Source organism: Kitasatospora sp. NPDC002522 (genome assembly GCF_053595195.1).
On record NZ_JBSFXE010000004.1, the window covers coordinates 75,863 to 99,539 of the forward strand.

Sequence of the window (23,677 nt, forward strand, 5' to 3'; positions counted from 1 at the left end):
GTCCGTATGACGAAAACCCCGGACAGCGCCGTCCGCTCCTTCATCGACCAGCACGAGGCCGCCTTCCTGGCCGACCTCGCCGACTGGCTGCGCATCCCGTCCGTCTCCGCCGACCCGGAGCGGGCCGGGGAGGTCCGCCGCTCCGCCGAGTGGCTGGCCGGCAAGCTGCGCGAGACCGGGTTCCCGGTCGCCGAGGTGTGGGAGACGGACGGGCTGCCGGCGGTCTTCGCCGAGTGGCCGTCCGGCGAGCCGGACGCGCCGACCGTGCTGGTCTACGGCCACCACGACGTGCAGCCCGCCGCCAAGGCGGACGGCTGGGAGACCGAGCCGTTCGAGCCCACCGTGGTCGGCCGCCGGCTGTACGCGCGCGGCGCCGCCGACGACAAGGGCCAGGTCTTCTTCCACACCCTCGGGGTGCGCGCCCACCTCGACACCACCGGCCGCACCGCCCCCGCGGTCAACCTCAAGCTGCTGATCGAGGGCGAGGAGGAGTCCGGCTCGCCGAACTTCGCCGCACTGATCCGGCGCGAGGCCGAGCGGCTGGCCGCCGACGTGGTGGTGGTCTCCGACACCGGCATGTGGAACGAGACCACCCCGACCGTCTGCACCGGCATGCGCGGCCTGGCCGACTGCCAGATCGACCTGTACGGCCCGGACAGCGACATCCACTCCGGCTCCTTCGGCGGCGCCGTCCCCAACCCGGCCGACGTGGCCGCCGCGCTGGCGGCCGGCCTGCACGACGCCGAGCGCAAGGTGGCGGTCCCCGGCTTCTACGAGGGCGTGGTCGAACTCACCGAGCAGGAGCGGGAGCTGTTCGCCAAGCTGCCCTTCGACGAGGCGCAGTGGCTGCGCACCGCGAAGTCGTACGGCACCCAGGGCGAGGCCGGCTACACCACCCTGGAGCGGGTCTGGGCCCGGCCCACCGCCGAGGTCAACGGCATCTGGGGCGGCTACACCGGCCCCGGCGGCAAGACCATCGTCCCGGCCGAGGCGCACCTGAAGCTGTCCTTCCGGCTGGTCGCCGGGCAGGAGGTGGAGAAGGTCCGCGAGGCGGTCGCCGCCTGGGTCGCCGAGCAGGTCCCGGACGGCATCCGGCACGCGATCGTCTTCCCCGGCGCCACCCGTCCCTGCCTGACCCCGCTGGACCACCCGGCGCTGCAGTCGACCGTCCGGGCGATGGGCCGGGCCTTCGAGCAGGAGATCCTGTTCACCCGGGAGGGCGGTTCCGGACCCGCCGCCGACCTGCAGGACGTGCTCGGCGCGCCGGTGCTCTTCCTCGGCATCTCGGTGCCCTCGGACGGCTGGCACTCCGTCAACGAGAAGGTCGAGCTGGACCTGCTGCGCAAGGGCGTCGAGACCTCCGCCTACCTGTGGGGCGACCTCGCCGAGAACTTCCGGCGATGACCCGCCGGCCCTGCACCCTGCCGAACCGAGAGCCCGCCGAAGCGACCTGGGGATGGACGAGTTGAGCAGCGCGCCCGACAGCAAGCACCTCGCACTGGCCCGCGCCGGGCTGGACCGGGCGGCGCACCGCCGGCTGGACGAGCCGTGGCTCGCCGCGGCGTGGAGCCACCCCTCCACCAAGGTGCTGCCGATCTCCGGCGGCGAGGCGTTCGTGGTGGACGCCGGCAGCGGCACCGAACTGGTGCTGCTGCCCTCCTTCGAGGCCCCGGAGAGCGGCGACCGGTACTTCCTCGGCACCGACGACGCGGGCGTCCACTACTTCGCGCTGGACTGCGAGTCGCTGCCCGGCCGGCTGGACGGCGACGCCCGCCCCGCCGGGCTGCGCGAGGTCGGCGGCTCGCTCTCCGACCGGGACGCCGGACTGCTGGTGCACGCCGTGGCCCTGGAGCACTGGCACCGGCTGCACACCTTCTGCTCGCGCTGCGGGCACCGCACCGAGAAGGCCGGCGCCGGGCACCTGCGCCGGTGCACCTCCTGTGCGGCCGAGCACTACCCGCGCACCGACCCGGCGGTGATCATGCTGATCACCGACGAGGAGGGGCGCTGCCTGCTGGGCCGGCAGGCGCTGTGGCCGGAGGGCCGCTGGTCGACGCTGGCCGGGTTCGTCGAGCCCGGCGAGTCGATCGAGCAGGCGGTGGCCCGCGAGGTGCTGGAGGAGGCGGGCGTGCGGGTCGCCGAGGCGACCTACGTGGCCAGCCAGCCCTGGCCGTTCCCGTCCAGCCTGATGCTGGGCTTCCTCGGCACGGCCGACCCGGCCGGCACCAAGATCGAGGTGGACGGCGAGGAGCTCTCCGAGGCCCGCTGGTTCACCCGCGAGGAACTGCGGGCCGGGATGGCCGCGGGCGACATCGTGCCGCCCTCCGGCATCTCGATCGCCCGCCACCTGGTGGAGCTCTGGTACGGAGAACCGCTGCCGTCGGCGGCCCGCTGGTGAACGGATCACTGCGGGGGCGTGTGGATCACTCCGCACGCCCCCGTGGTGCATCCGCCGGTCGGCCGCCGGTCAGTCCTGCCCGGCGCCCGGCCGGTCCGGCTCGGCGGCCGGCCCGGCGCCGTCCGGCGGGAGCAGGCACTCCACCGTCTTGCCGGTCAGCCGGGTGGTCACCGACCAGTGGTCGCAGAGCGCGCTGACGATCGCCAGGCCGCGCCCGCCGGCGTCCCCGTCGGCGGCCTCCCGGGCCTCGGGCAGCGCCGGACCGTAGTCCGCCACCGCGATCCGCAGCCCGTCCTGATCGAGTGTCAGGTCCAGCGAGACCGCGCCCCGGCCGTACCGGATCGCGTTGGTGACCAGTTCGGAGACCACCAGCTCGGCGGCCTCGGCCAGCCCGGAGGCGTTCCAGGCGGCGAGTGAGACGGTGGCCAGCCGCCGGGCCAGCGCGACGTTGCGCGGACACGGCGGGAAGGTCGCCGACACGGTCCAGATGCCGTGCTCGGCCGCCGGGAGGTCCCGGCCGGGGCGCCCGGCGGCGCCGGAGGGGTCGTGGGCCTCGGACGCTGTGCCGAGTCGCTGCGGGGTACTGCTCACGGGCATGGATCGGCCCCCGGAGTGTGCGTGGATGTGCGGTTGTGGGGGGAGCCCGATCCGCCGTCCGGACCGCCGACGGAAATGTTCCAATGCGGTCCACAGTGATTCGGAAGGGATGCGGAATCCCCAATCCCGGCCAATGTTGGCGGGTTCCGCTGAAATGGCGCAAGCAGAATGGCTACATTCACTCGCGTGACGATCCCCCGCGGCACTGTGCCGTCACCGAAGTACCAGCGGCTGGCCGCCGATCTGCGCCGCCGCATCGAGGCCGGCGAATGGCAGGGCGGCGGCCGGCTGCCGGTGGAGGGCGAACTGGAGGAGCAGTACGGGGTGGCCCGCAACACCGTCCGGCTCGCCGTCGACGTGCTGGTCAACGAGGGCCGGGTGGTGCGGATCCAGGGCAAGGGCACCTACCTGCGCCACCGCGCCCGGCACGACCACCGGGTGTACGCCCCGCCCCGGACGCCCCCGCGCCACCAGCCGCTGCCGCCCAGCGCCGAGGTGTACGCGGCCGAGGCCCGGGCCACCGGCCGGCAGCTCACCGTCGACTTCGAGGTCTGGGCGGTGCGGGCCCGCCGCGACATCGCCGAATGGCTCGGACTGCGGCCCGAGGACACCGTGATGATGCGCCGTCAGCTCTGCCGGGTCGACCAGGAGCCGTACGCCATCGAGGAGAGCCACTACCGGGCCGGACTGGCCGCCGGCACCCCGCTGATGGACGAACTCCCGGTGCCCGGCGGGGACGAGCGGATACTGGCCGAACTCGGCCGCGCCGAGACCTCCGCCACCGACCACCTCACCGCCCGGATGCCCGACCCCGCCGAGGCCGCCTGGTTCGGCGTCGGGCCCGGCGTGCCGCTGCTGGTGCAGACCCGGGTCACCCGCGACCGGCGCGGCCCGATCCGGGTGGTGGAGACCCGCTACGCCGCCGACCGGGCCCGGCTGCTCTTCGAACTCGGCGACCGCACCCCGGCGGGCTGAGCCATTCCGGACCGGCCAATTCCGCGGGAATTCCGGCGGCCGGCGCAATTCCGCCGCCGTCCGGCCCCGGCGGACCGGGGAATTCGAACGGCGGCGGAATGCGGGTTCCGATCGAAAGCGACCGGATCGTTTCCCGGGTTGATCAGGCCTTTCTCGGGTTGATCAGACCAGGGCGGCCTGGACCTGGCGCAGGCTCGGGTTGGTCATCACGCTCTGCTCGCCGGCGGCGGAGACCACGATCACGGTCGGCACCGTCTGGTTGCCGTTGTTCACGGACTCCACGAAGGACGCCGAGGCCGGGTCCTGCTCGATGTTGATCTCGGTGTAGCCGATGCCCTCGCGGTCCAGCTGGCTCTTGAGGCGGTTGCAGTAGCCGCACCAGGTCGTGCTGTACATCGTGACGGTGCCGGACATGGCAGGAGACTCCTTCGATCGACGGACGGGAGGCGAACGGTCGCCGGGTGCAACGTCCGGCGGCCCGCGGCCATTCCGCGGCGGCGCACGGCTCCGCGGCGACTGACGGCTGTGATTATCCGATGAGCCTGCCGGGGTTGTGGACAGCGCACCCCGGACTGTCGGGCACGCCTGCGAGGATGGAGAGCATGCAGGAAGAACTCCTCGGCCTTGACAGCCCCTTCGAGGACCGCGGCGGCGGCCCCGCGTCCGGCGCGGACGCCGTGCTGGCCGGACTCGACCCCGAGCAGCGGGCCGTCGCCACCGCCCTGCACGGCCCGGTCTGCGTGCTGGCCGGCGCCGGCACCGGCAAGACCCGGGCCATCACGCACCGGATCGCCTACGGCGTGCGCAGCGGCGTCTACCAGCCGCAGCAGGTGCTCGCCGTCACCTTCACCGCCCGCGCGGCCGGCGAGATGCGCGGCCGGCTCCGCCAGCTCGGCGCGGAGGGCGTGCAGGCCCGCACCTTCCACTCCGCCGCGCTGCGCCAGCTCCAGTACTTCTGGCCGCGCGCGGTCGGCGGCGAGCTGCCCCGGCTGCTGGAGCGCAAGGTCCAGCTGGTCGCGGAGGCGGCCGGCCGCAGCGGCCTGCGGGTCCAGCGCACCGAACTGCGCGACCTGACCGCCGAGGTCGAGTGGGCCAAGGTCACCCAGCTGGTGCCCGACGACTACCCGTCCGCGATCGCCAAGTCCGGCCGCGAGGCCCCGCGCGACCCGGCCGAGATCGCCCGCGTCTACGCCGCCTACGAGCAGACCAAGCGCGACCGCGGCCTGATCGACTTCGAGGACGTGCTGCTGCTCACCGCCGCCATCCTGGAGGACCGCCCGGAGATCGCCGACCGGGTGCGCGCCCAGTACCGGCACTTCACGGTCGACGAGTACCAGGACGTCTCCCCGCTCCAGCAGCGCCTGCTGGACCAGTGGACGGGCGGCGGCGCCAGCCTCTGCGTGGTCGGCGACGCCAGCCAGACCATCTACTCCTTCACCGGCGCCACCCCGGACTACCTGCTGAACTTCCGTCAGCGCCACCCCGAGGCCACCGTGGTCAAGCTGGTGCGCGACTACCGCTCCACCCCGCAGGTGGTCCACCTGGCCAACGGCCTGCTCGCCCAGGCCCGCGGCCAGGCCGCCCAGCACCGCCTGGAGCTGATCTCCCAGCGCGAGGCCGGCCCCGAGCCGGTCTACCGGGAGTACGCCGACGAGCCCACCGAGGCCGAGGCCACCGGCCGGCTGATCCGCGACCTGCTCGGCACCGGCGTGCGGGCCAGCGAGATCGCGGTGCTGTTCCGCACCAACAGCCAGTCCGAGGTGTACGAGCAGGCGCTGTCCGACCTCGGCATCTCCTACCAGCTGAAGGGCGCCGAGCGGTTCTTCGAGCGCCCCGAGGTCCGCGAGGCCGGCGTCCTGCTGAAGGGCGCCGCCCGCGCCGCGGACGACCCGCTCACCTCCGGCGCGCCCGACCTCGCCGCCCAGGTCCGCGCGGTGCTGGCCACCCGCGGCTTCGCGGCCACCCCGCCGGCCGGCTCCGGCGCGGTCCGCGAGCGCTGGGAGTCGCTGAACGCGCTGGTCCGGCTCGCCGAGGAGTTCGAGTCCGCCCGCCTCGCCGCCGGCGAGCGCGCCGACCTCGCGGCCTACGTCGCCGAGCTCGACGCCCGCGCCGCCGCGCAGCACGCCCCCGCGGTCGAGGGCGTCACGCTCGCCTCGCTGCACGCCGCCAAGGGCCTGGAGTGGGACGCGGTCTTCCTGGTCGGCCTGACCGAGGGCACCATGCCGATCATCTACGCCAAGACCGACGAGCAGGTCGAGGAGGAGCGCCGCCTCCTCTACGTCGGGGTCACCCGGGCCCGCCGCTTCCTCACCCTCTCCTGGGCGCTCTCCCGCTCCCCGGGCGGCCGGGCCTCCCGCAAGCCCACCCGCTTCCTGGACGGCCTGCGCCCCGGCTCCTCCGCCGCCGGCCCGCGCACCCGCGGCGGCCGCGGCGGCATCGAGCCGGGCGCCGACCGCTCCGCCGCCCGCCGGGTCCGCGGCCCGGTCAAGTGCCGGGTCTGCGAGCGCACGCTGACCGACGCCGTCGAGCGCAAGCTCCGCCGCTGCGAGGGCTGCCCGTCGACCATGGACGAGGCGCTGTACGAGCGGCTGCGCGAGTGGCGGGCCCGCCGGGCCAAGGAACAGGGCGCCCCGGCCTACGTGGTGTTCACCGACGCCACCCTGACCGCCATCGCCGAGGACGTCCCGGGCAGCCTCGCCGAGCTGTCCCGGATCTCCGGAGTGGGCGCCCTGAAGCTGGACAAGTACGGCGCCGACGTGCTCTTGTTGTGTGCGGGGGAGAGTCCGGAGACCGTCGCTGATTCCGTTGAGGAGTCCGACGGGGAGCCGGGCGGGAACCCGCCCGAGAACTCGCCGGAAAAATAGTTTGCGCGCCGCATGTACGGCGCAATAGCCTGCCGGAGCGGTCAAGGGGACGAGACCGCAAAGCTCGCAGAGGGCTTGTTTCTGCGTGCGCTGACCATCAACCAGATACCGGAACCCGGGCGACCGGGAACCGCGAGACGCCGAGAGGAGGCGAGGACAGTGGAGATCATCCTGAGCACCAAAGTGACCGGTCAGACCGTCCTTGCCATGCCCGCGCGTTCTCTCGTGACGGGTCTGGGTCTCGACGCGTTCGGCGGCAACGCCGGCGCCCTGGCGACCAGCCACTGCCTTGTCAGTGGCCTGGGCAATGCTGAGGGCACCCGTGTCGAGGCGGGTCCGTCCCGTGACTGGGCGACGTTCGGCGGCGGCATTTCGCTGCGCGACGAGCGACCGACCAAGGCGTCGAAGGCAGTAGCGGCAGAAGCGGCCCATGGGCGCTATGCGGCGGTCGTCGGCGCCGGAGTCAAGCAGCAGGATCAGCAGATCTCCCTGGCCGAGGCCGCCGTTTCCGGCGCCGAAGCCGTCCGGATGCGGGCCTTCCGCGGGCCTGAACCCTGGAGCGAACAACCCTGACGGAGCGTCAGGGCGGTGCCCTCCAGGGCCGCGGAAACCCACTACCGGGTTCCGCGGCCCTTCTGTTTTGTCCGGTACGCAAGAGACCCACCCAGGCCCCCCGGGGCCTCCGGCCAGACCCGCTACCGCGGGAAGCCGGATCCACCACGAAGACGAGGAAGACGACCCAGTGTCCACGGTCATCACACCGCCGCCCCTCCCGTTCGTACCGACCGACAAGACCATCAAGGCCGACCAGGCCGACCCCCCGGAGGTATCGCTCATGCAGCTCACCGCTATCGACGAGGCTGACTCCCTCGGCATGCCCATCCCGTGCCGGGCCTTCGACCCGGAGGTCTTCTTCGCGGAGACGCCGGCCGACGTCGAGTACGCCAAGTCCCTCTGCGGCACCTGCCCCGTCAAGGACGCCTGCCTGACCGGCGCGCTCGAGCGCCGCGAGCCCTGGGGTGTCTGGGGTGGCGAGCTCTTCGTCCAGGGCGTCGTCGTCGCCCGGAAGCGTCCGCGTGGCCGCCCGCGCAAGACCGAGGTCATGGCGTGAACCCCGCAGCCATGCCCGAGCGCTCCACCGCCGGTGCCGTCCACAGGGGAGAGCAGCCCCCGCTGGACACCGCACTGCGCGACTCGGTGCGCATAGCCGCCGCCAAGGCCGACGCCGAGGCACTCTCCCGTTCCTTCCCTTCGACGCACCACGAGCAGGACCACCACATGAACCCCGCCGGCATCGATCCGACCGTCCGCTCCGAGCAGACCACCGAACTTCAGATCCAGAACAGGACCCTCGAAATGAATCTCCTCCAGGAATCCCTGGCTCGCGCGCATATGCAGCAACGCCTCCAAGAGGCCGAGGAGCAACGCCTCGGCCTGCGGGTGATGCGCGCCGACCGCCTGCGGCGCAAGGCCGAACGTGCCTCCCTGCGCGCCCGCAAGGCCCTCGCCGTCGCCCTGATGTGACGGTAGCCCCACCCCGGCGCGGCGCCGGGACGCACCACCCCTGAACGCCGATGGCCGGCTCCCACCCCCGGGAGCCGGCCATCGGCGCGTTCGCGCGCTGTCGTTCGAGCCTCGTCTGGGCCTCGTCCGTGTCTCGGCTAGTCCTCGGTGAAGCCCGGGAGCCAGTGGGTCAGTTCCTCGTTCAGGCGGACGGTGGCGCCGAGTTGGCACAGGACGCCGATGGTGGAGAGCGTGACGCGGTGGATCAGCAGGTAGGAGGGCGGGAGGTTGAGCTGCTTGCCGAGGTTGTAGGCGGGGGAGCGCGGGTCGGCGATCCGGGCGGCCTGGGTGCGCATCCACTCGCGGCTGAAGGTGAACTCCTCGGCGCGGGTGGGCTCGATGATCGGCACCAGGTAGTCGAGCACCGCGTCCGGGTCCAGCGAGATGGTGGGCTTGACGAAGCCCTCCTGCTTCAGCAGGTCGTAGACGGCTCCGGCGTCTCCCGCCAGGGCCAGCCGCAGCGAGGTGCCGATCGGGCTGGGCAGGCCGCCGGGGAGGCGGTCGACGGTGCCGAAGTCGAGCACGCCGAGCTGCCAGGAGGCGGCGGTGCGGCCGGTCTTGACGAGGCGGAAGTTCCCCGGGTGCGGGTCGGCGTGCAGCAGGCCGGTGCGGGAGGGCCCGGCGAACAGGAAGCGGGCCAGCAGCTGCCCGGCCCGGTCGCGTTCGGCGCGGGTGCCCTCCGAGATCACCTGGGAGAGCGGCTTGCCGTCCAGCCACTCGGTGACCAGCACCTGCCCGGCCTGGGCGACCACCCGGGGCACCACGATGTCGGCGTCCCCGGCGAACTCCTCGGCGTGGATCTGCTGGGACTCCGCCTCCAGCTGGTAGTCCAGCTCCTCGGTGACCCGCTCGCGCAGTTCGGCGATCAGCGGCTTGATGTCCATGCCGGGGATCAGCGGGCCCAGCATCCGTGCCAGCCGGGCGAGTTGGCCGAGGTCGCTGAGCAGCGCGTCGCCCGCGCCCGGGTACTGGATCTTCACCGCGACGGTGCGGCCGTCCGCCCAGACCGCCCGGTGCACCTGGCCGATCGAGGCGGCGGCTGACGGCTCGTCGGAGAAGGAGCGGAAGCCGGCGGCCCAGTCTGCGCCGAGGTTGGCCGCCAGCACCGAGTGGACGGTGCGGGTCGGCATCGCCGGGGCGGAGTCCTGGAGCTTGGTCAGGGCGGCCCGGTAGGGGCCCGCGACGTCCTCCGGGAGGGCCGACTCGAAGACCGACATGGCCTGCCCGAACTTCATCGCGCCCCCCTTCAACTTGCCCAGGGTGGCGAAGAGTTGCTCGGCCGTCTGGGCCTGCAGCTCGGCCGCGACCTCCTCCGCCGGACGCCCGCCGAGCCGCTTGCCCAGGCCCAGGGTGGCCCGGCCGGCGAAGCTCAGCGGGAGCGCCGCCAGCCTCGCCGTCCGGGAGACCGCCTTGCGCGGCATGTCAGACATCCGCCACCCCCGAACCGGCCGTGCCCGACGAGCCGGTGGCCCGGTGCGCCGTGCCGGTCACTGCCTTGCGCGGAAGATCGCTCACCGGGCCTCCTGATCAGCCGGACCGCCCGGCACCCCGCCGGCGGTGGTCTGTCCTGGGGGCTGTCGTCGAGCCCCCGTCGCGGCCCCGACGACAGGCCCTAGGCCATTGTGCCCGCTTGGCCCGGCGTGGCGGACTGCCACAGGCACCCGCAGTCCGGGTGGCTGCGCAGCCGCAGGCGGCGCACCATCCCGTCGGCGGCGGAGAGTTCGCACCAGCCGTCCACGCTGGGCGGGAGCACCCCGTCCAGATAGAGCTGGACGTGCAGCGCGGCGAGCCCCGCCACCGCGGCGGCGACCGCGCCGTCGCAGGCGGGGACGCGGGCCCGGCCGGGGCCCTCGTCGATCAGCTGGGCGAGCAGCCGGGGCCAGGCCTCGTCCTCGTCCCGCCGGGCCAGGGTGGCGCAGCTGCCGCAGGCCGAGGCGCCGGGGACCACCAACGGGCCGACCACGCCCAGGTGTTCGAGCACGCCGGTGTACAGGTGCGGGATGCCGGCCCGCATCAGCTCCTGTGCGTCGACCGCCGCGCCGGTGTAGGCGGCCGAGCCGTCCCGCGGGGCGAGCACCACCAGGGTGGGTGGCGGGGGAGTGGCCGGGGCGCGCCGGTACCGCTCCCCGGCGGCGGCGCCGGTTGCCCGGTGCACCAGCTCGCGTGCGGCGGTGGAGCGCAGCCGCCCGACGTCCCCGGGCGGGAAGCCGCCGGGCGCGCAGTCCCGGGCGGCGACCCGGCCGCGGTCGAGCACCGCGACCTCGCCGATGCCGCCGGCGGCCAGCGCGGTGCCGACGGCCGCGCCGATCCGCCCGGCGCCGCGTACCTCGACCCGGGCCTGGGCGCGGCCTTGCAGCACGGCGGCGGCCTCGCCGGGCGCGGGGTGGACCAGGGAGAGCGAGGCGAGGTCCGGACCGAGCAGCTCCCGCCGGGCGGCCGGGTACAGGTCGAGCACGGCCTTGGTGGACGCCGGGTCGTCCAGTAGCTCGCTCTGGGCGAGCGAGTCGAGCATCGCCTGGCAGTACTCCCGCTCCAGGCCGAGCCGGTGCCCGGCCTCGACCAGGGCGGGGCCGTCCCGGGTACCGTCGATCAGCTCCAGGAACGAGGCGAGCTTGCGGTCCACTCCTTCGATCAGCCGGGCGTGCTGCCGGACGGTGCCGAACTGCAGGGTCTGCCGCTCCCGCCAGAGCCGGGACAACGCGGGCTTGAGCATGGGACGCATGCGGTTCCTCCAACCCCTCGGGATCACTGGTGACCGCAGCTTGCCCGCCGTCAGCGTGACGCGGAAATCCGTTATCCACAGGCCTGATATGGCGATATGACCATCACTGTGCACAGCCTGTGGATAACGCACCCGGGTGGTCCCGCAGACAACGCCGACCCGGTACCGGACTAATGTCCCGGGTACGGGGTAACGTCGTGTGCCATGGCAGCCGAACGGGACTCCCATCGGTCGGCGTCGCGTCGGCGTGCCCAAGCAGCCTCCGGGTCCACGACCGCGGCGCCCGGTGCGCATGCCAGCACCGAGACCGCACCCTCCGCCCCCGCTCCGTCCGACCGCGGCCAGGTCGAGGTCCGCCGCAGCGCCCGCCGCAGCCGCACCGTCTCCGCGTACCGCGAGGGCGACCGCACGGTGGTGCTGATCCCGGCCCGGATGTCGCACGCCGAGGAGCAGCGCTGGGTGGCCCAGATGCTGGAGAAGCTGGCCGCGCAGGAGAGCCGCAAGGTGCTCGGCGACGAGGCCCTGCAGACCCGGGCCGCCGAACTCTCCCGCCTCTACCTCGGCGGCCGGGCCGTCCCCGACCAGGTCCGCTGGGTGACCAACCAGAACTCCCGCTGGGGCTCCTGCACCCCCAGCGAGCGCACCATCCGGCTCTCCCACCGCCTCCAGGGCATGCCCGAGTACGTGGTGGACTACGTGCTGCTGCACGAACTGGCGCACCTGCTGGTGCCCGACCACGGCCCCCGGTTCTGGGCCCTGCTCGACACCTACCCGCGCACCGAGCGGGCCCGCGGCTACCTGGAGGGCGTCGCCGCCGCGGCCCGCCTGCCGCACATCCCGGGCGCCCGCACCAGCTGACGCACCGTCAGGCGATCGCCGGGGCGGCCGGTCGGGCCGGGCGGCGGGTCAGACCAGCGCCCGCGCCCGCGCCACCAGGTCCCGCACCGAGCGGTCGGTGTCCGCAGGCAGCTCCCGGTAGCCGAACCAGCGCAGGTCCAGCGACTCCTCGCTGATCAGCTCCCGCGCCCCGGCCGGTGCCAGCGCGACGTACTGGACGTCCAGGTGGATGTTCTCCGGCCGGTCCTTGCCCGCGCACCGGACGTGGTGCCGGTCCAGCTTCACCGGTGTGGCCGGCCCGTCCTCCGTCAGCAGCTCGAGGCCGGCGATCCCGGATTCCTCGACCGCCTCGCGCAGCGCGGCCGCCGCCAGGGTGGCGTCGCCGGGCTCGCAGTGGCCGCCCATCTGCAGCCACCGCCCGACCTTGGGGTGCAGGGTGAGCAGCACCCGCTCCGCGGACGGGTCGATCACCAGCGCGCTGGCGGTGATGTGCGCGGGCACGCAGGCCCGCCACATCCCGTCCGGGTGGGCGGTCAGGTGCTCCAGGTAGTCCCGGCGCAGCGTGTCCTGGCCGGCCTCGCCGGGCGCCCACTCGCGCAGCGCCCGGACGGCGTCGTCGTGCAGCGAGGTCACTTGGCGGTGCCCTCCTCGCCGTCCTCGCCCTTCGCGGAATCGCCCTTCGCGGCATCGTCCTCGACGGAGCCCGCGTCGTCCTTCGCCGCGCCGGCGTCCTCGGCCGCGGTGCCCTCCGGACCCTTGGTCAGCTGCGGCGTCCCGCCGCCCGCGGCCTCGCCGAGCAGCTTGTCCAGCGCCTCGAAGTCGAAGCCGCCGTCCTCGGCGTCCGCCGCGGTGTCGCGGTGCACGAAGCCGTCCGGGTCGTCCAGGTCGGCGGCGGTGGGCAGCATGTCGGGGTGGCTCCACAGCGCGTCGCGGCCCTCCAGGCCGCGGGCGTCGGCGAGCGAGGCCCACAGGCGGGAGGCGTCGCGCAGGCGGCGCGGGCGCAGTTCCAGGCCGACCAGGGTGGCGAAGGTCTGCTCGGCCGGGCCGCCGGTGGCGCGGCGGCGGCGCAGCGTCTCGCGCAGCGCGCCGGCCTGCGGCAGGTGGGGTTCGGCGGCGGCGTGCACCACCGCGTCGACCCAGCCCTCGACCAGCGCGAGCGCGGTCTCCAGCCGGGCCAGCGCGGCCTTCTGCTCGGGGGTGTCCTCGGGCTGCAGCAGCCCGCCGGCCAGCGCCTCCTGCAGCGCCTCGGGGTTGGCCGGGTCGAGCTGGCCGACCAACTCCTCCATCCGCGAGGTGTCGACCTTGATGCCGCGGGCGTACGCCTCGACCGCGCCGAACAGGTGGGCCCGCAGCCACGGCACGTGGGCGAAGAGGCGCTGGTGCGCGGCCTCGCGCAGGGCCAGGTAGAGCCGGACCTCCTCGGCGGGCACGCTCAGGCCCTCGCCGAACTCGGCGATGTTCTGCGGCAGCAGCGCGGCCTTCCCGGCGGGCGCGAGCGGCAGGCCGACGTCGGTGGAGCCGAGCACCTCGGCGGCGAGCGCGCCGAGCGCCTGCCCGATCTGGGTGCCGAACATCGCGCCGCCCATCGACCGCATCATGCCCATCAGCGGACCGGCCATCGCCTGCATCTCGGGCGGCAGCACGCCGCCCATGGCGTTGCCGACCCGCTCGGCGACCGGGTCCACCAGGTCCTTCCAGACCGGCAGGGTGGCCTCGATCCACTCGGCGCGGCTCCACGCCACCGCCGCGGAGGAGGTGGACGGGAACTCGGTCGCCGAGTCCAGCCACAGGTCGGCCAGCCGGACGGCCTCGGTGACGGCGGTGCGCTCGGCCTCGCCGACCGAGCGGTCCTTGGTCCTGCCCTCGGGCTGCTCGGCGACCACGGTCTGCCGGGCGATGTTCTTGGCCAGCTCCCAGTTGACCGGGCCGCCCTCGAAGGACAGCATCTGGCCGAGCTGCTGGAAGGCCGCGCCGAGGTCGTTCGGGTTGAAGCCGCCCATCATCGCGGCGAACGGGTTGTCCCCGCCCTGACCGCCGGGGCCGCCCATGCCGAACAGCGCCCCGAACGGGTTGCCGGTGCCGAAGCCGAACGGCTGCTGCGGGGTCGAGTCGCCCTGCTCGCCGTCCTTCTTGCCCTTGTCGTTGCCGTCCTCGGGCTCCTCGGGGGGAACACCGAATCCGAAGGGGAGGTCGCTCACGGGTTCCTCGATCTGATCGGCCGTCACGCGGAGGTGTGGCGGGAAAGTCTGGCGCCCGGGGCACCGGGCGGATGCAATGGTCTCGCGGCCGACCGCGCCGGGTGCACCGCTTGGGCTGAGCCTCGGGCAGGATGGACCGTGCGTGACACTCGTACGTACGCACATAAGCTAACCGTGGAGGATGGCCGGTGAGTTCCCCGCCTTCGGACGTTCGCTCTGGGCTGACCGAGGGCGAGGACGCGCCGGCCGACGCCGGGTCGCCGTCTCCAGCCTACGGCGGCAAACCGCTGATCGTGGCCGTCACGGGCGCGGCGGGCGTGCTGGGCGAGCGGGTCGCCGCCCGGCTGGTCGCCTCCCCGCACGTGCGCAAGGTGCTGGCGGTGGACGACCGCCGCGGCGAGGTGCCCGGAGTGCACTGGCGGGTGCTGGACGTCCGCGATCCGGCGGTGGCCGAACGGCTCGCCGGGGTGGACGTGGTGGTGCACCTGGCGATGGACCTCGGCATGGAGTCCGACCCGCGGGCCCGCAGCGCGTACAACGTGCGGGGCGCGCAGACCGTGGTGACCGCCGCCGCTGCCGCCGGGGTGCACCGCGTGGTGCTGTGCACCTCCGCGATGGTCTACGGCGCGCTGGCCGACAACGAGGTCCCGCTGGCCGAGGACTCCGAGCTGCGGGCCACCGAGGAGGCCTCGCTGGTCGGCGACCTGCTGGAGATCGAGCGGCTGGCCCGGCGCGCCCCGCGCACCCACCCGGGGCTGCAGATCACCGTGCTGCGCCCGGCCGTGGTGGTCGGCCCCGGCATCGACACCGTGCTCACCCGGCACTTCGAGGCGCCCCGGCTGCTGGTGGTGGCCGGCTCCCGCCCGTGCTGGCAGTTCTGTCACCTGGACGACCTGGCCTCGGCGCTGGAGTACGCGGCGCTCGGCCTGGTCGAGGGCGAGGTGACGGTCGGCTGCGACGGCTGGCTGGAGCAGGAGGACGTCGAGGAGCTGTCCGGGATCCGGCGGATGGAGCTGCCCGCGGCGCTCGCCCTGGGCACCGCGGCCCGGCTGCACCGGCTCGGCCTGACCCCGGCCCCGGCCGGCGACCTGGCGTACACCATGTACCCGTGGGTGGTCTCCGGCAGTCGGCTGCACGAGGCGGGCTGGCGTCCCGCGTACACCAACGAGGACGTGCTGGCCGAGCTGCTCGCCCAGGTGTCCGGCAAGCACGCGGTGGCCGGGCGGCGGCTCGGCGGCAAGGAGGCCGCCACCAGCCTGGGCGCGGCCGGGGCCACGGTGGCGCTGATCGGTACCGCGGCGCTGGTGCGGCGGGCCCGCAAGCACCGCCGGATCTGACCGGCCGAACCGACCTTCTGATTTTCGTATCGCGGAATTACCGCATCGTGATGCGAAAGCTGTTGCCCGGTCCGGGACCCGATGCGGAATGATGGTGCCATGTCCGAGAACCACGACCCGATCCGCCTGCTCGCCATCCGCGAGACCCCGCTCTCGCTGGACGAGGTGCACGCCGCGGTCGGCGACGACGCGGCGGGCGGCACCACCCTGTTCGTCGGCACCGTGCGCGACCACGACGGCGGCAAGTCGGTGGCCGCGCTGGAGTACAGCGCCCACCCGACCGCCGAGCGGGAGCTGCGCCGGATCGCCGAGAAGATCTGCGCCGACTTCCCGGTCCGCGCGCTGGCCGCGGTGCACCGCACCGGCCGGCTGGAGATCGGGGACGCCGCGGTGATCGTCGCGGTCTCCTGCCCGCACCGCGGCGAGGCCTTCGCGGCCGCCCGCCGGCTGATCGACGACCTCAAGCACGAGGTGCCGATCTGGAAGCACCAGATCTTCACCGACGGCGAGGAGGAGTGGGTCGGCGCGGGCTCCTGCTGACCTCCGCCCGCCGTCGCTCCCGCCCGCCGCGCCGGGCTGCCCCGACACCCGTTCGGTGGTACCTCGTGACGGTGAGCGCCACGCTGGACCCGTAACCCGGACACCGTTCGCGCCGTTGCCCATACAGGCGGTTAATCTGCTCATAGACACGACGAGCCTGTGTGGGGAGTTCGAAGATGGCTGCGCTCGCCTGGTTGATCATTCCTGTGGTGGCCGGACTGCTGGCCATGGTCTGGGCCGGGTGGGCGGCCCGGCCGCCGCGGGCCACCACCGATCCGAGTTCACTCGCCGAGCACGAGCGGTTCCGGGCCGCGATGGAGCGGAGTACCGGCGGCGGCCGCGCCGACGGGGAGTGATTCCCGGCCGCCGATCAGCCGCTCGGGGCCGGGACCGGCAGTACACCCCGGCCCCGCCTTCACGTACTGTCGTGGCATGCCACGCCGTTCGGCGACCATGCTCGCCGCCACCCTGCTGCTGATAGGCCTGCTCTGCGTCTCGGTCCTGATGAAGGTGCCGTACACCGAGATGAGCCCGGGGCCGACCTACAACACGCTCGGCGTGCAGGACAAGACCGGCGACCCGGTGATCACCATCACCGGGCACGAGACGTACCCGACCTCCGGGCACCTCAACATGACCACGGTGCAGGTCACCGGGGCCAAGTACGAGCCCAGCCTGGTGGCGGCGGTGGTCGGGTGGATGCGCGACGACGTGCTGGTGGTGCCGCACGACAACGTCTACCCGAAGGGCCAGACCGACCAGGAGGCCCAGCAGCAGAACGCGGAGGAGTTCGCCTCCTCCGAGGACAGCGCCAAGACCGCCGCGCTGAACGAGCTGAAGATCCCGGTCGGCACCGAGATCATCGTCTCCTCGGTGGTCTCCGGCGGTCCCGCCGAGGGCAAGCTGCACGCGGGCGACCAGATCGTGGCGGTCGACGGCACCCCGATCACCACCCGGGCCGGCGTGGCCGAGCAGGTGGTGAAGCACAAGCCGGGCGAGACCGCGGTCTTCACCGTGGTGCCGCACGCCAAGGCCGGCCCGACGCCGAACCCGGCGGACCAGGTGCAGGTCCCGATCGTCACCGGCAAGGCGCCGAACGAGGACCGGGCGATCGTCGGCATCACGCCCGGTGTCGACCACGTCTACCCGTTCAAGATCGACATCGGGCTGCAGGACGTCGGCGGCCCCAGCGCGGGCCTGATGTTCGCGCTCGGCATCGTGGACAAGCTGACCCCGACCGACCTGACCGGCGGCAAGTTCGTGGCGGGCACCGGGACCATCGACGACGACGGCACGGTCGGTCCGATCGGCGGCATCCAGATGAAGCTGATCGCCGCCCGGGACAAGGGCGCCGAGTACTTCTTCACCCCGTCCGACAACTGCTCCGAGGCGACCAAGGGCACCCCGTCCGGGCTGACCCTGGTCAAGGTCGACACCCTGGACGGCGCGGTGAAGGCGCTCGACGCCATCCGGGCGGGCGACAGGGCCGCGCTGCCGAGCTGCTCGAAGTAGCAGCCCGGCGGCCGGACCGCGGGAGGGTCAGGAGAAGGTCGCCAGCAGCGCGTCGGTGAGGTTCGGGACCAGATCGGGACCGGTGAGGACCTCGCGGGCGACGTCCTTCTCGCGCAGGCGCAGGGCGGTCTCCTTGGAGCCGTCGCGCAGCACGGCGGCGGTGATCCGGACCTCCTGGCGCTGCGGGTGGTTGGCCACCCAGTCGTTGATCTCCTGCTCGCCGGCGTTCTTCGGGCGGGAGGCCTCGGCGCCGGGCGGGAGCATCAGCCGCTCGATCACCAGGGCGCAGCCGACCACGCCGTCCGGCCAGGCGATGGTGCCCAGGAAGCGGTCGAGCTCCATGCCCGGGGGCAGCTCCTCCTGCTCGACCGGGGTCAGGCCGGTCGGGTTCTCGTCCAGGCCGAGCTGCTTGGCGAGCCGGGGGTTGGCCTTGCGCATCTGGGCGTTGTCGACCAGCGCGAACAGCCGGGCGGGGAGGTCCCAGCCGAGGGTGGCGGCGTGCTCGTCGATCTCCAGGGCGGCCCGGGTGAGCGGGGTGGCGGCGGGCAGGCCGGAGGCGGCGGGGAGGTCTGGGGCGTCGGACATGCACCCATCCTCACACGCCGCGGGGGCCGCTCTCCAACTCCGACGCATTGCTCGGGAACTCCGGTAAAGACCGATTAAGTTGCATGGGAGACATCGACCCTGACGACACAGCTAGAGGTGGCGCCTTGACCTTCCAGATGCCGGACCGACCGGGCCCGGCCTTCCGTGCGAGAGTCGGGCCGCCGTCGCGCCGGGCCAAGGTGCTGCTGCTGACCGTCGGCGTGGTGGCGGCGCTGTTCCTGGCGTTCGCGTTGTTCTCCGGGGTGTGGACGGACTGGCTGTGGTTCCGGTCGGTCCGGTACGGCTCGGTCTTCAGCGGCCAGCTGTGGACCAAGGCCGGGCTGTTCGCGGTCTTCGGGCTGCTGATGGCGCTGGTGGTCGGCTTCAACCTGTGGCTGGCGTACCGGCTGCGGCCGCCGCTGGCCGCGATGTCGGTGGAGCAGCAGAGCCTGGACCGCTACCGGATGGGCGTCGCCCCGTTCCGCCGGTGGCTGCTGATCGGGGTGTCGCTGCTGATCGGCCTGGTGGCCGGCGCGGCCGCCGCCGGGCAGTGGCGGACCTGGATGCTCTGGGTCAACGGGACGTCCTTCGGGGTGAAGGACAGTCAGTTCCACCTGGACGTCTCCTACTACGCGTTCAAGCTGCCCTGGTACGAGTTCCTGCTGGGCTTCGCGTTCAGCGCGGTGATCGTCTCGCTGCTGGCCTCGGTGCTGGTGCACTACCTGTACGGCGGGCTGCGGCTGCAGGGGCCCGGGCGGCGGGCCAGCTCCGGGGCGCAGGGGCACCTGGCGGTGCTGCTCGGCGTGTTCGTGCTGCTGAAGGCGGTGGCGTACTGGCTGGACCGGTACGCGCTGGCGGTGAAGAGCGAGTCGTACAAGCAGGTCGACGGCTGGACCGGGCTGCGCTACGTGGACGCCAACGCGTTCCTGCCGGCCAAGACCATCCTGTTCTTCGTGGCGATCATCTGCGCGCTGCTGTTCTTCCTGACCCCGATCCGGCGGACCTGGGCGCCCGCGCTGATCGGCTTCGGGCTGATGGCGCTGTCGGCGGTGCTGATCGGCGGGGTGTACCCGGCGATCGTGCAGCAGTTCCAGGTCAAGCCGAACGAGCAGGCCAAGGAGACGCCGTACATCCAGCAGAACATCGACGCGACGCGGCAGGCGTACGGCATCGCGGACAGCGACGCGCAGCAGTACACGCCGACCGACTCCACCAACGCGGACGCGCTGAAGCAGGACGCGCAGACCATCGCCGACATCCGGCTGCTGGACCCGAACGTGGTCTCGCCGACCTTCCAGCAGAACCAGGCGCTGCGCCAGTACTACGCGTTCCCGAAGACCCTGGACGTGGACCGGTACGGCAAGCAGGACACCGTGCTCGGGGTGCGCGAGCTCGACCTCAGCGGGGTGCAGCAGCGCAACTTCATCAACGACCACTTCAAGTACACCCACGGCTACGGCGTGGTGGCCGCCAAGGGCAACCAGGTGGACGCCAACGGCAACCCGGTCTACACCGAGCAGTCGCTGCCGACCACCGGCGCGTTCGGCGACTACCAGCAGCGGGTTTACTACGGCGAGAAGACCTCCGGGTACTCCATCGTCGGCGGTACCGACATGAAGGAGATCGACTACACCTCGGACTCCAGTGCGGACCAGACCACCCAGTACACCGGCGGCAGCGGCGTCGCACTGGGCAACCCGCTGACCCGGGCCGCGTACGCGGTGAAGTTCGGCGAGCCGCAGATCCTCTACTCCGGGGCGATCAAGGACGGCGCGCGGATCCTCTACGACCGCACCCCCAAGGAGCGGGTGGAGAAGGTCGCGCCGTGGCTGTCGATCGACGCCGACCCGTACCCGGTGGTCGAGGGCGGCCGCGTGGTGTGGGTGCTGGACGGCTACACCACCTCGGACGGGTTCCCGTTCTCCTCGAAGACGGTGCTCGGCGACGCCACCAAGGACTCGCTGACCGACCAGCGCGGCCGCATCCTGAGCGCCGTCAACCAGGTCAACTACATCCGCAACTCGGTCAAGGCCACGGTGGACGCGTACACCGGCGAGGTGACGCTCTACCAGTGGGACGAGTCGGACCCGGTGCTGAAGACCTGGATGAAGGCGTTCCCCGGCACGGTGAAGGCGAAGGCGGACATCCCGTCCGGGCTGCTGCCGCACCTGCGCTACCCACAGGACCTGTTCAAGGTGCAGCGCGACCTGCTCGGGATGTACCACATGACGGACGCCACGGCGTTCTTCAACGGCACCGACATCTGGCAGGTGCCCACCGACCCGACGGTCAACTCCGGTGAGGTGCAGCCGCCGTACTACCTGACGCTGCGGATGCCCGACGCCCAGGACGCCAGCTTCTCGCTGACCACCTCCTTCGTGCCCTCCGGCCGCGCCAACCTGGCCGCCTTCATGGCGGTGGACGCCGACCCCGGGGCGGACTACGGGAAGATCCGGCTGCTCAAGGTGCCGGCCGGCTCGGGCGCGCTCGGACCGGCGCTCACCCAGGCCAAGTTCAACTCCGACCAGTCGGTGGCCTCGCAGCTCACCCTGCTGCGCAACGGCACCGACTCCCAGGTGGAGTACGGCAACCTGCTGACCCTGCCGGTCGGCGGCGGCTTCCTCAACGTCGAACCGGTCTACCTGGTGGCCCGCGGTGCCAAGGTGCCGGTGCTGAAGAAGGTGCTGGCGGTGTACGGCGACCACAACGTGGCGCTGGAGGACACCCTGGACGCCGCGCTGGCCAAGGTGCTCGGCGGTGCCTCCACCGGGGCCACCACCCCGGTCGAGCCGAGCAACCCGGGCACCACCACGCCCACCACGCCGACGACGCCCACCACGCCGACCACCCCGGCCAACCCGGACCTGCAGAAGGCGCTGGCGGACGCTCAGAAGGCCTTCACCGACGGGCAGAACGCGTTGAAGAACGGCGACTGGGCGGCGTACGGCCAGTCCCAGCAGGCGCTGCAGAAGGCGCTGAACGACGCGGCGGCCGCCCAGAAGAAGGCATCCGGGGGCTGAGCTGCGGCAACCGATTGTCGGGCCGCCCCGCGACCGTGCTACTGTTGTCTCACCGACGCGGGGTGGAGCAGCTCGGTAGCTCGCTGGGCTCATAACCCAGAGGTCGCAGGTTCAAATCCTGTCCCCGCTACTCAGTAGCGAAAGGCCCGGAGACTCAGGTCTCCGGGCCTTTGCCATTCCTTGGGGTACGGGTCGATTGACACCCCATATGGTCCAGTCCAATCTGGGTCATGCCCACGACGGGTGGCCCCCACCGTCCGTCCATCGGGTTGCAACTCGCATGCCAGCACAGGGAATTGATCGTTTCCTCGGTTCCGTCTGGAGCTCTCCCCGACCGGGTGACGGACGGTGTTCCTGCATCCCCACGTGACAGGAGAGGCACACCAGCATGCACCGAAACAGCAGAAGGGCCTGGGCCGTATCGGCCGCGGCCGCCACCCTGCTCTCCGCGGCGATGTCGTTGCTCGGGGCCCCGAGCGCCAGCGCCGGCCCGGCCAACACCACCGGCGCGCCCGCCACCAGCGGCGGCCTCAAGGTCGCCTACTTCGACCAGTGGTCGATCTACCAGAACGCGTACTTCGTGAAGAACGTCGACACGTCCGGGATGGCGTCGAAGCTCGACTACCTGCTCTACGACTTCGCCAACATCGACCCGACCAACCTGACCTGTTTCGAGGCCAACTCGGCGGCCTCGCAGGACGAGAACAACCCGAACGCGGGCGACGGCGCGGGCGACTACTACGCCGACTACGCGAAGACCTTCGCCAACGGGCAGAGCGTCGACAACTCCACCGACACCTGGAACCAGCCGATCGCCGGCAACTTCCACCAGCTCCAGGAGCTGAAGGCGAAGTACCCGAAGCTCAAGGTCCTGCTGTCGATCGGCGGTTGGACCTACTCCAAGTACTTCTCGGACGCGGCGGCCACCGACGCCTCGCGCAAGAAGCTGGTCTCCTCCTGCGTCGACATGTTCATCAAGGGCAACCTGCCCGCGCAGGGCGGCTACGGTGGCGCCGGCACCGGCAAGGGCATCTTCGACGGCTTCGACATCGACTGGGAGTACCCGGGCGGCGGCGGCCACACCGGCAACCACTCCTCGCCGAACGACAAGCAGAACTTCACCGCGCTGCTCGCCGAGTTCCGCAGCGAGCTCAACACCCAGGGCGCGGCGGACGGCAAGAGCTACGCGCTGACCGCGGCGGTGCCGGCCGGCCAGGACAAGATCAAGTCGATCGAGACCGACAAGATCGGCCAGTACCTGACCTTCGCCGACCCGATGACCTACGACATGCACGGCGGTTGGGAGCCTACGGGGCCGACCAACCACCAGTCGCCGATCTACCAGAACCCGGCCGACCCGTCGAACGCCATCCCGCCGGGCACCGCCAAGTACTCGATCGACGAGGCGATCCGGGCCTGGACGGTCGGCGACCCTGCGTACGGCATCCCCGGCGGCTTCCCGGCCAACAAGCTCAACCTCGGTGTCCCGCTGTACTACCGGGGCTGGACGGGCGTCGCGGCCGGCGCCAACCACGGGCTGTACCAGACCGCCAGCGGACCGGCCCAGGGCGCGCCGAACTCCGGCAACGTCGCGGGCGTGCGGATGTACAAGGAGCTGGGCGGCATCGTCGACAACGCCGCCGACACCTACTGGGACGACGCCGCGAAGGCCGCGTACTTCTACGACGGCACCAACTTCTGGTCCGGCGAGAACGCCCGGTCGATCCAGGCCAAGGCCGACTACCTGCACTGCAACGGCCTCGGCGGCTCGTTCGTCTTCTCGCTCTACGACGACCCGAACGCGGCGCTGCTGAACCCGCTGATGACCGCCACCGGCGGCTCGGCGGCCTCCTGCCCGGCGCCGTCCAGCTCGCCCTCGGTCAGCACCTCACCGTCGGTCAGCACCTCGCCGTCGCACAGCACGTCGCCGTCGCCGTCCACCAGCACCTCGCCGTCCTCCTCGCCCTCCACGTCGAGCAGCCCGTCGACCTCGACCAGCCCGTCCGGCTCGCCGACCGGCCCCGGCGGCGGCGTGGTGGCCAACGCGGGCTTCGAGAGCGGCTCGCTCTCCCCGTGGACCTGCACCGCGGGCGGCGGCAACGTGGTCAGCGGCGGGCACACCGGCGCGTACGCGCTGCAGGGCACGCCCAGCGCCAGTGACACCGCGCAGTGCTCGCAGACCATCACGGTCAAGCCGAACACCGCGTACACGCTCTCCGCCTGGGTCAAGGGCAACTACACCTACCTGGGCGTCACCGGTTCCGGGGCGGACAGCTCGACCTGGACCAGCGGGAGCGCGTGGAGCCAGCTGTCCACCAAGTTCACCACCGGGGCCTCGGTCACCTCGGTGACCGTCTGGGTGCACGGTTGGTACGCGCAGGGGGCCTACCAGGCCGACGACTTCAGCGTGAGCTGAGGCTCCGTCAAGAACCCTCTAAGGAAGGCCCGGAGGAATCGTTCCTCCGGGCCTTCGCCCTTGCGGGCGCGCGGAGTTGATCGACTCCGGTACGATGCATGGCCGGGGTTTGT

21 protein-coding genes and 1 tRNA gene are annotated in these 23,677 nt (G+C 72.5%); 15 read left to right on the forward strand and 7 right to left on the reverse strand.

The annotated features are described in order from the left end of the window. Nucleotides 1-6 precede the first annotated feature (6 nt). Complete coding sequence (locus ACWD4U_RS04495) at nucleotides 7-1,404, forward strand: dipeptidase (RefSeq protein ID WP_363450127.1); 1,398 nt, start codon at nucleotides 7-9, stop codon at nucleotides 1,402-1,404. Between the two features lie 52 nt (nucleotides 1,405-1,456). Beyond that, complete coding sequence (gene nudC, locus ACWD4U_RS04500) at nucleotides 1,457-2,398, forward strand: NAD(+) diphosphatase (RefSeq protein WP_363450125.1); 942 nt, start codon at nucleotides 1,457-1,459, stop codon at nucleotides 2,396-2,398. 69 nt (nucleotides 2,399-2,467) lie between these two features. Here the strand turns inward: nudC and ACWD4U_RS04505 are convergent, their stop codons facing one another. Next, entirely contained in the window at nucleotides 2,468-2,995 is a 528-nt protein-coding gene (locus tag ACWD4U_RS04505) for an ATP-binding protein (protein WP_363450123.1), read from the reverse strand. 186 nt (nucleotides 2,996-3,181) lie between these two features. Between ACWD4U_RS04505 and ACWD4U_RS04510 the strand changes: the two genes are divergently transcribed. Continuing rightward, nucleotides 3,182-3,970 (forward strand): GntR family transcriptional regulator, encoded by a 789-nt coding sequence (locus ACWD4U_RS04510; protein WP_363450121.1) that lies wholly within the window; start codon nucleotides 3,182-3,184, stop codon nucleotides 3,968-3,970. Nucleotides 3,971-4,132: 162 nt separating this feature from the next. Here the strand turns inward: ACWD4U_RS04510 and ACWD4U_RS04515 are convergent, their stop codons facing one another. Further along, nucleotides 4,133-4,384, reverse strand: coding sequence for a mycoredoxin (locus tag ACWD4U_RS04515; protein ID WP_363450119.1), 252 nt, complete (start codon nucleotides 4,382-4,384; stop codon nucleotides 4,133-4,135). 263 nt (nucleotides 4,385-4,647) lie between these two features. On the opposite strand from ACWD4U_RS04515, the gene ACWD4U_RS04520 reads away from it, so the two are divergent. The 4 genes from ACWD4U_RS04520 to ACWD4U_RS04535 all read left to right on the forward strand — a co-directional run bounded on the left by ACWD4U_RS04520 (nucleotide 4,648) and on the right by ACWD4U_RS04535 (nucleotide 8,358). Continuing rightward, complete coding sequence (locus tag ACWD4U_RS04520) at nucleotides 4,648-6,834, forward strand: ATP-dependent DNA helicase UvrD2 (RefSeq protein ID WP_363450278.1); 2,187 nt, start codon at nucleotides 4,648-4,650, stop codon at nucleotides 6,832-6,834. 159 nt (nucleotides 6,835-6,993) lie between these two features. Beyond that, nucleotides 6,994-7,407 (forward strand): hypothetical protein, encoded by a 414-nt coding sequence (locus ACWD4U_RS04525; protein ID WP_363450117.1) that lies wholly within the window; start codon nucleotides 6,994-6,996, stop codon nucleotides 7,405-7,407. Nucleotides 7,408-7,576: 169 nt separating this feature from the next. Beyond that, nucleotides 7,577-7,945, forward strand: coding sequence for a WhiB family transcriptional regulator (locus tag ACWD4U_RS04530; RefSeq protein WP_449787104.1), 369 nt, complete (start codon nucleotides 7,577-7,579; stop codon nucleotides 7,943-7,945). 167 nt (nucleotides 7,946-8,112) lie between these two features. After that, nucleotides 8,113-8,358, forward strand: coding sequence for a hypothetical protein (locus ACWD4U_RS04535; RefSeq protein WP_449787112.1), 246 nt, complete (start codon nucleotides 8,113-8,115; stop codon nucleotides 8,356-8,358). A gap of 137 nt (nucleotides 8,359-8,495) precedes the next feature. On the opposite strand, the gene ACWD4U_RS04540 is transcribed toward ACWD4U_RS04535, so the two are convergent. Beyond that, nucleotides 8,496-9,827: an ABC1 kinase family protein gene (locus ACWD4U_RS04540; RefSeq protein WP_363450113.1), complete on the reverse strand. Its 1,332-nt coding sequence runs from the start codon at nucleotides 9,825-9,827 to the stop codon at nucleotides 8,496-8,498. Nucleotides 9,828-10,009: 182 nt separating this feature from the next. Continuing rightward, on the reverse strand, nucleotides 10,010-11,119 hold the full coding sequence (locus ACWD4U_RS04545; protein ID WP_363450111.1) for a ThiF family adenylyltransferase: 1,110 nt from the start codon (nucleotides 11,117-11,119) through the stop codon (nucleotides 10,010-10,012). Nucleotides 11,120-11,323: 204 nt separating this feature from the next. Here ACWD4U_RS04545 and ACWD4U_RS04550 point away from each other — a divergent pair, with 204 nt between their 5' ends. Further along, on the forward strand, nucleotides 11,324-11,977 hold the full coding sequence (locus ACWD4U_RS04550) for a M48 metallopeptidase family protein (protein ID WP_363450109.1): 654 nt from the start codon (nucleotides 11,324-11,326) through the stop codon (nucleotides 11,975-11,977). 48 nt (nucleotides 11,978-12,025) lie between these two features. On the opposite strand, the gene ACWD4U_RS04555 is transcribed toward ACWD4U_RS04550, so the two are convergent. Together ACWD4U_RS04555 and ACWD4U_RS04560 are read right to left on the reverse strand one after the other, a co-directional pair. Continuing rightward, nucleotides 12,026-12,589, reverse strand: a complete 564-nt coding sequence (locus tag ACWD4U_RS04555) for an NUDIX hydrolase (RefSeq protein WP_363450107.1) — start codon at nucleotides 12,587-12,589, stop codon at nucleotides 12,026-12,028. Further along, a complete protein-coding gene (locus tag ACWD4U_RS04560) occupies nucleotides 12,586-14,154 on the reverse strand; it encodes a zinc-dependent metalloprotease (RefSeq protein WP_363450105.1) in 1,569 nt (522 codons plus the stop codon). Before ACWD4U_RS04560 ends, ACWD4U_RS04555 begins: the two co-directional genes overlap by 4 nt. A 188-nt stretch (nucleotides 14,155-14,342) precedes the next feature. Between ACWD4U_RS04560 and ACWD4U_RS04565 the strand changes: the two genes are divergently transcribed. The 4 genes from ACWD4U_RS04565 to ACWD4U_RS04580 all read left to right on the forward strand — a co-directional run bounded on the left by ACWD4U_RS04565 (nucleotide 14,343) and on the right by ACWD4U_RS04580 (nucleotide 17,543). Continuing rightward, nucleotides 14,343-15,491 carry an NAD-dependent epimerase/dehydratase family protein gene (locus tag ACWD4U_RS04565; RefSeq protein WP_449787105.1) on the forward strand — a complete coding sequence of 383 codons (1,149 nt, stop codon included), beginning with the start codon at nucleotides 14,343-14,345 and terminating at the stop codon, nucleotides 15,489-15,491. Between the two features lie 99 nt (nucleotides 15,492-15,590). After that, on the forward strand, nucleotides 15,591-16,031 hold the full coding sequence (locus ACWD4U_RS04570; RefSeq protein ID WP_363450103.1) for a molybdenum cofactor biosynthesis protein MoaE: 441 nt from the start codon (nucleotides 15,591-15,593) through the stop codon (nucleotides 16,029-16,031). A 176-nt stretch (nucleotides 16,032-16,207) separates the two neighbouring features. Beyond that, a complete protein-coding gene (locus ACWD4U_RS04575) occupies nucleotides 16,208-16,387 on the forward strand; it encodes a hypothetical protein (RefSeq protein ID WP_363450101.1) in 180 nt (59 codons plus the stop codon). A gap of 76 nt (nucleotides 16,388-16,463) precedes the next feature. After that, nucleotides 16,464-17,543 carry a YlbL family protein gene (locus ACWD4U_RS04580; RefSeq protein ID WP_363450099.1) on the forward strand — a complete coding sequence of 360 codons (1,080 nt, stop codon included), beginning with the start codon at nucleotides 16,464-16,466 and terminating at the stop codon, nucleotides 17,541-17,543. A gap of 27 nt (nucleotides 17,544-17,570) precedes the next feature. Here ACWD4U_RS04580 and ACWD4U_RS04585 read toward each other — a convergent pair whose 3' ends face one another. Next, entirely contained in the window at nucleotides 17,571-18,128 is a 558-nt protein-coding gene (locus ACWD4U_RS04585; RefSeq protein WP_363450097.1) for a PPA1309 family protein, read from the reverse strand. 137 nt (nucleotides 18,129-18,265) lie between these two features. On the opposite strand from ACWD4U_RS04585, the gene ACWD4U_RS04590 reads away from it, so the two are divergent. The 3 genes from ACWD4U_RS04590 (at nucleotide 18,266) to ACWD4U_RS04600 (ending at nucleotide 23,564) form a co-directional block, all read left to right on the forward strand. Further along, nucleotides 18,266-21,148: a UPF0182 family membrane protein gene (locus tag ACWD4U_RS04590; protein ID WP_363450269.1), complete on the forward strand. Its 2,883-nt coding sequence runs from the start codon at nucleotides 18,266-18,268 to the stop codon at nucleotides 21,146-21,148. A 56-nt stretch (nucleotides 21,149-21,204) separates the two neighbouring features. Beyond that, nucleotides 21,205-21,278, forward strand: a tRNA-Met gene (locus tag ACWD4U_RS04595). Between the two features lie 258 nt (nucleotides 21,279-21,536). Beyond that, nucleotides 21,537-23,564 (forward strand): glycosyl hydrolase family 18 protein, encoded by a 2,028-nt coding sequence (locus ACWD4U_RS04600; protein ID WP_363450095.1) that lies wholly within the window; start codon nucleotides 21,537-21,539, stop codon nucleotides 23,562-23,564. Nucleotides 23,565-23,677 lie beyond the last annotated feature (113 nt).

Bases quoted from the DNA above. Each gene is read 5' to 3' on its own strand.
- nudC (WP_363450125.1), top strand. From the start codon at position 1,457: ATGGACGAGTTGAGCAGCGCGCCCGACAGCAAGCACCTCGCACTGGCC.
- ACWD4U_RS04590 (WP_363450269.1), top strand. From the start codon at position 18,266: ATGCCGGACCGACCGGGCCCGGCCTTCCGTGCGAGAGTCGGGCCGCCG.
- ACWD4U_RS04495 (WP_363450127.1), top strand. From the start codon at position 7: ATGACGAAAACCCCGGACAGCGCCGTCCGCTCCTTCATCGACCAGCAC.
- ACWD4U_RS04575 (WP_363450101.1), top strand. From the start codon at position 16,208: ATGGCTGCGCTCGCCTGGTTGATCATTCCTGTGGTGGCCGGACTGCTG.
- ACWD4U_RS04570 (WP_363450103.1), top strand. From the start codon at position 15,591: ATGTCCGAGAACCACGACCCGATCCGCCTGCTCGCCATCCGCGAGACC.
- ACWD4U_RS04545 (WP_363450111.1), bottom strand. From the start codon at position 11,119: ATGCGTCCCATGCTCAAGCCCGCGTTGTCCCGGCTCTGGCGGGAGCGG.
- ACWD4U_RS04580 (WP_363450099.1), top strand. From the start codon at position 16,464: ATGCCACGCCGTTCGGCGACCATGCTCGCCGCCACCCTGCTGCTGATA.
- ACWD4U_RS04600 (WP_363450095.1), top strand. From the start codon at position 21,537: ATGCACCGAAACAGCAGAAGGGCCTGGGCCGTATCGGCCGCGGCCGCC.
- ACWD4U_RS04585 (WP_363450097.1), bottom strand. From the start codon at position 18,128: ATGTCCGACGCCCCAGACCTCCCCGCCGCCTCCGGCCTGCCCGCCGCC.
- ACWD4U_RS04535 (WP_449787112.1), top strand. From the start codon at position 8,113: ATGAACCCCGCCGGCATCGATCCGACCGTCCGCTCCGAGCAGACCACC.
- ACWD4U_RS04540 (WP_363450113.1), bottom strand. From the start codon at position 9,827: ATGTCTGACATGCCGCGCAAGGCGGTCTCCCGGACGGCGAGGCTGGCG.
- ACWD4U_RS04505 (WP_363450123.1), bottom strand. From the start codon at position 2,995: ATGCCCGTGAGCAGTACCCCGCAGCGACTCGGCACAGCGTCCGAGGCC.
- ACWD4U_RS04515 (WP_363450119.1), bottom strand. From the start codon at position 4,384: ATGTCCGGCACCGTCACGATGTACAGCACGACCTGGTGCGGCTACTGC.
- ACWD4U_RS04550 (WP_363450109.1), top strand. From the start codon at position 11,324: ATGGCAGCCGAACGGGACTCCCATCGGTCGGCGTCGCGTCGGCGTGCC.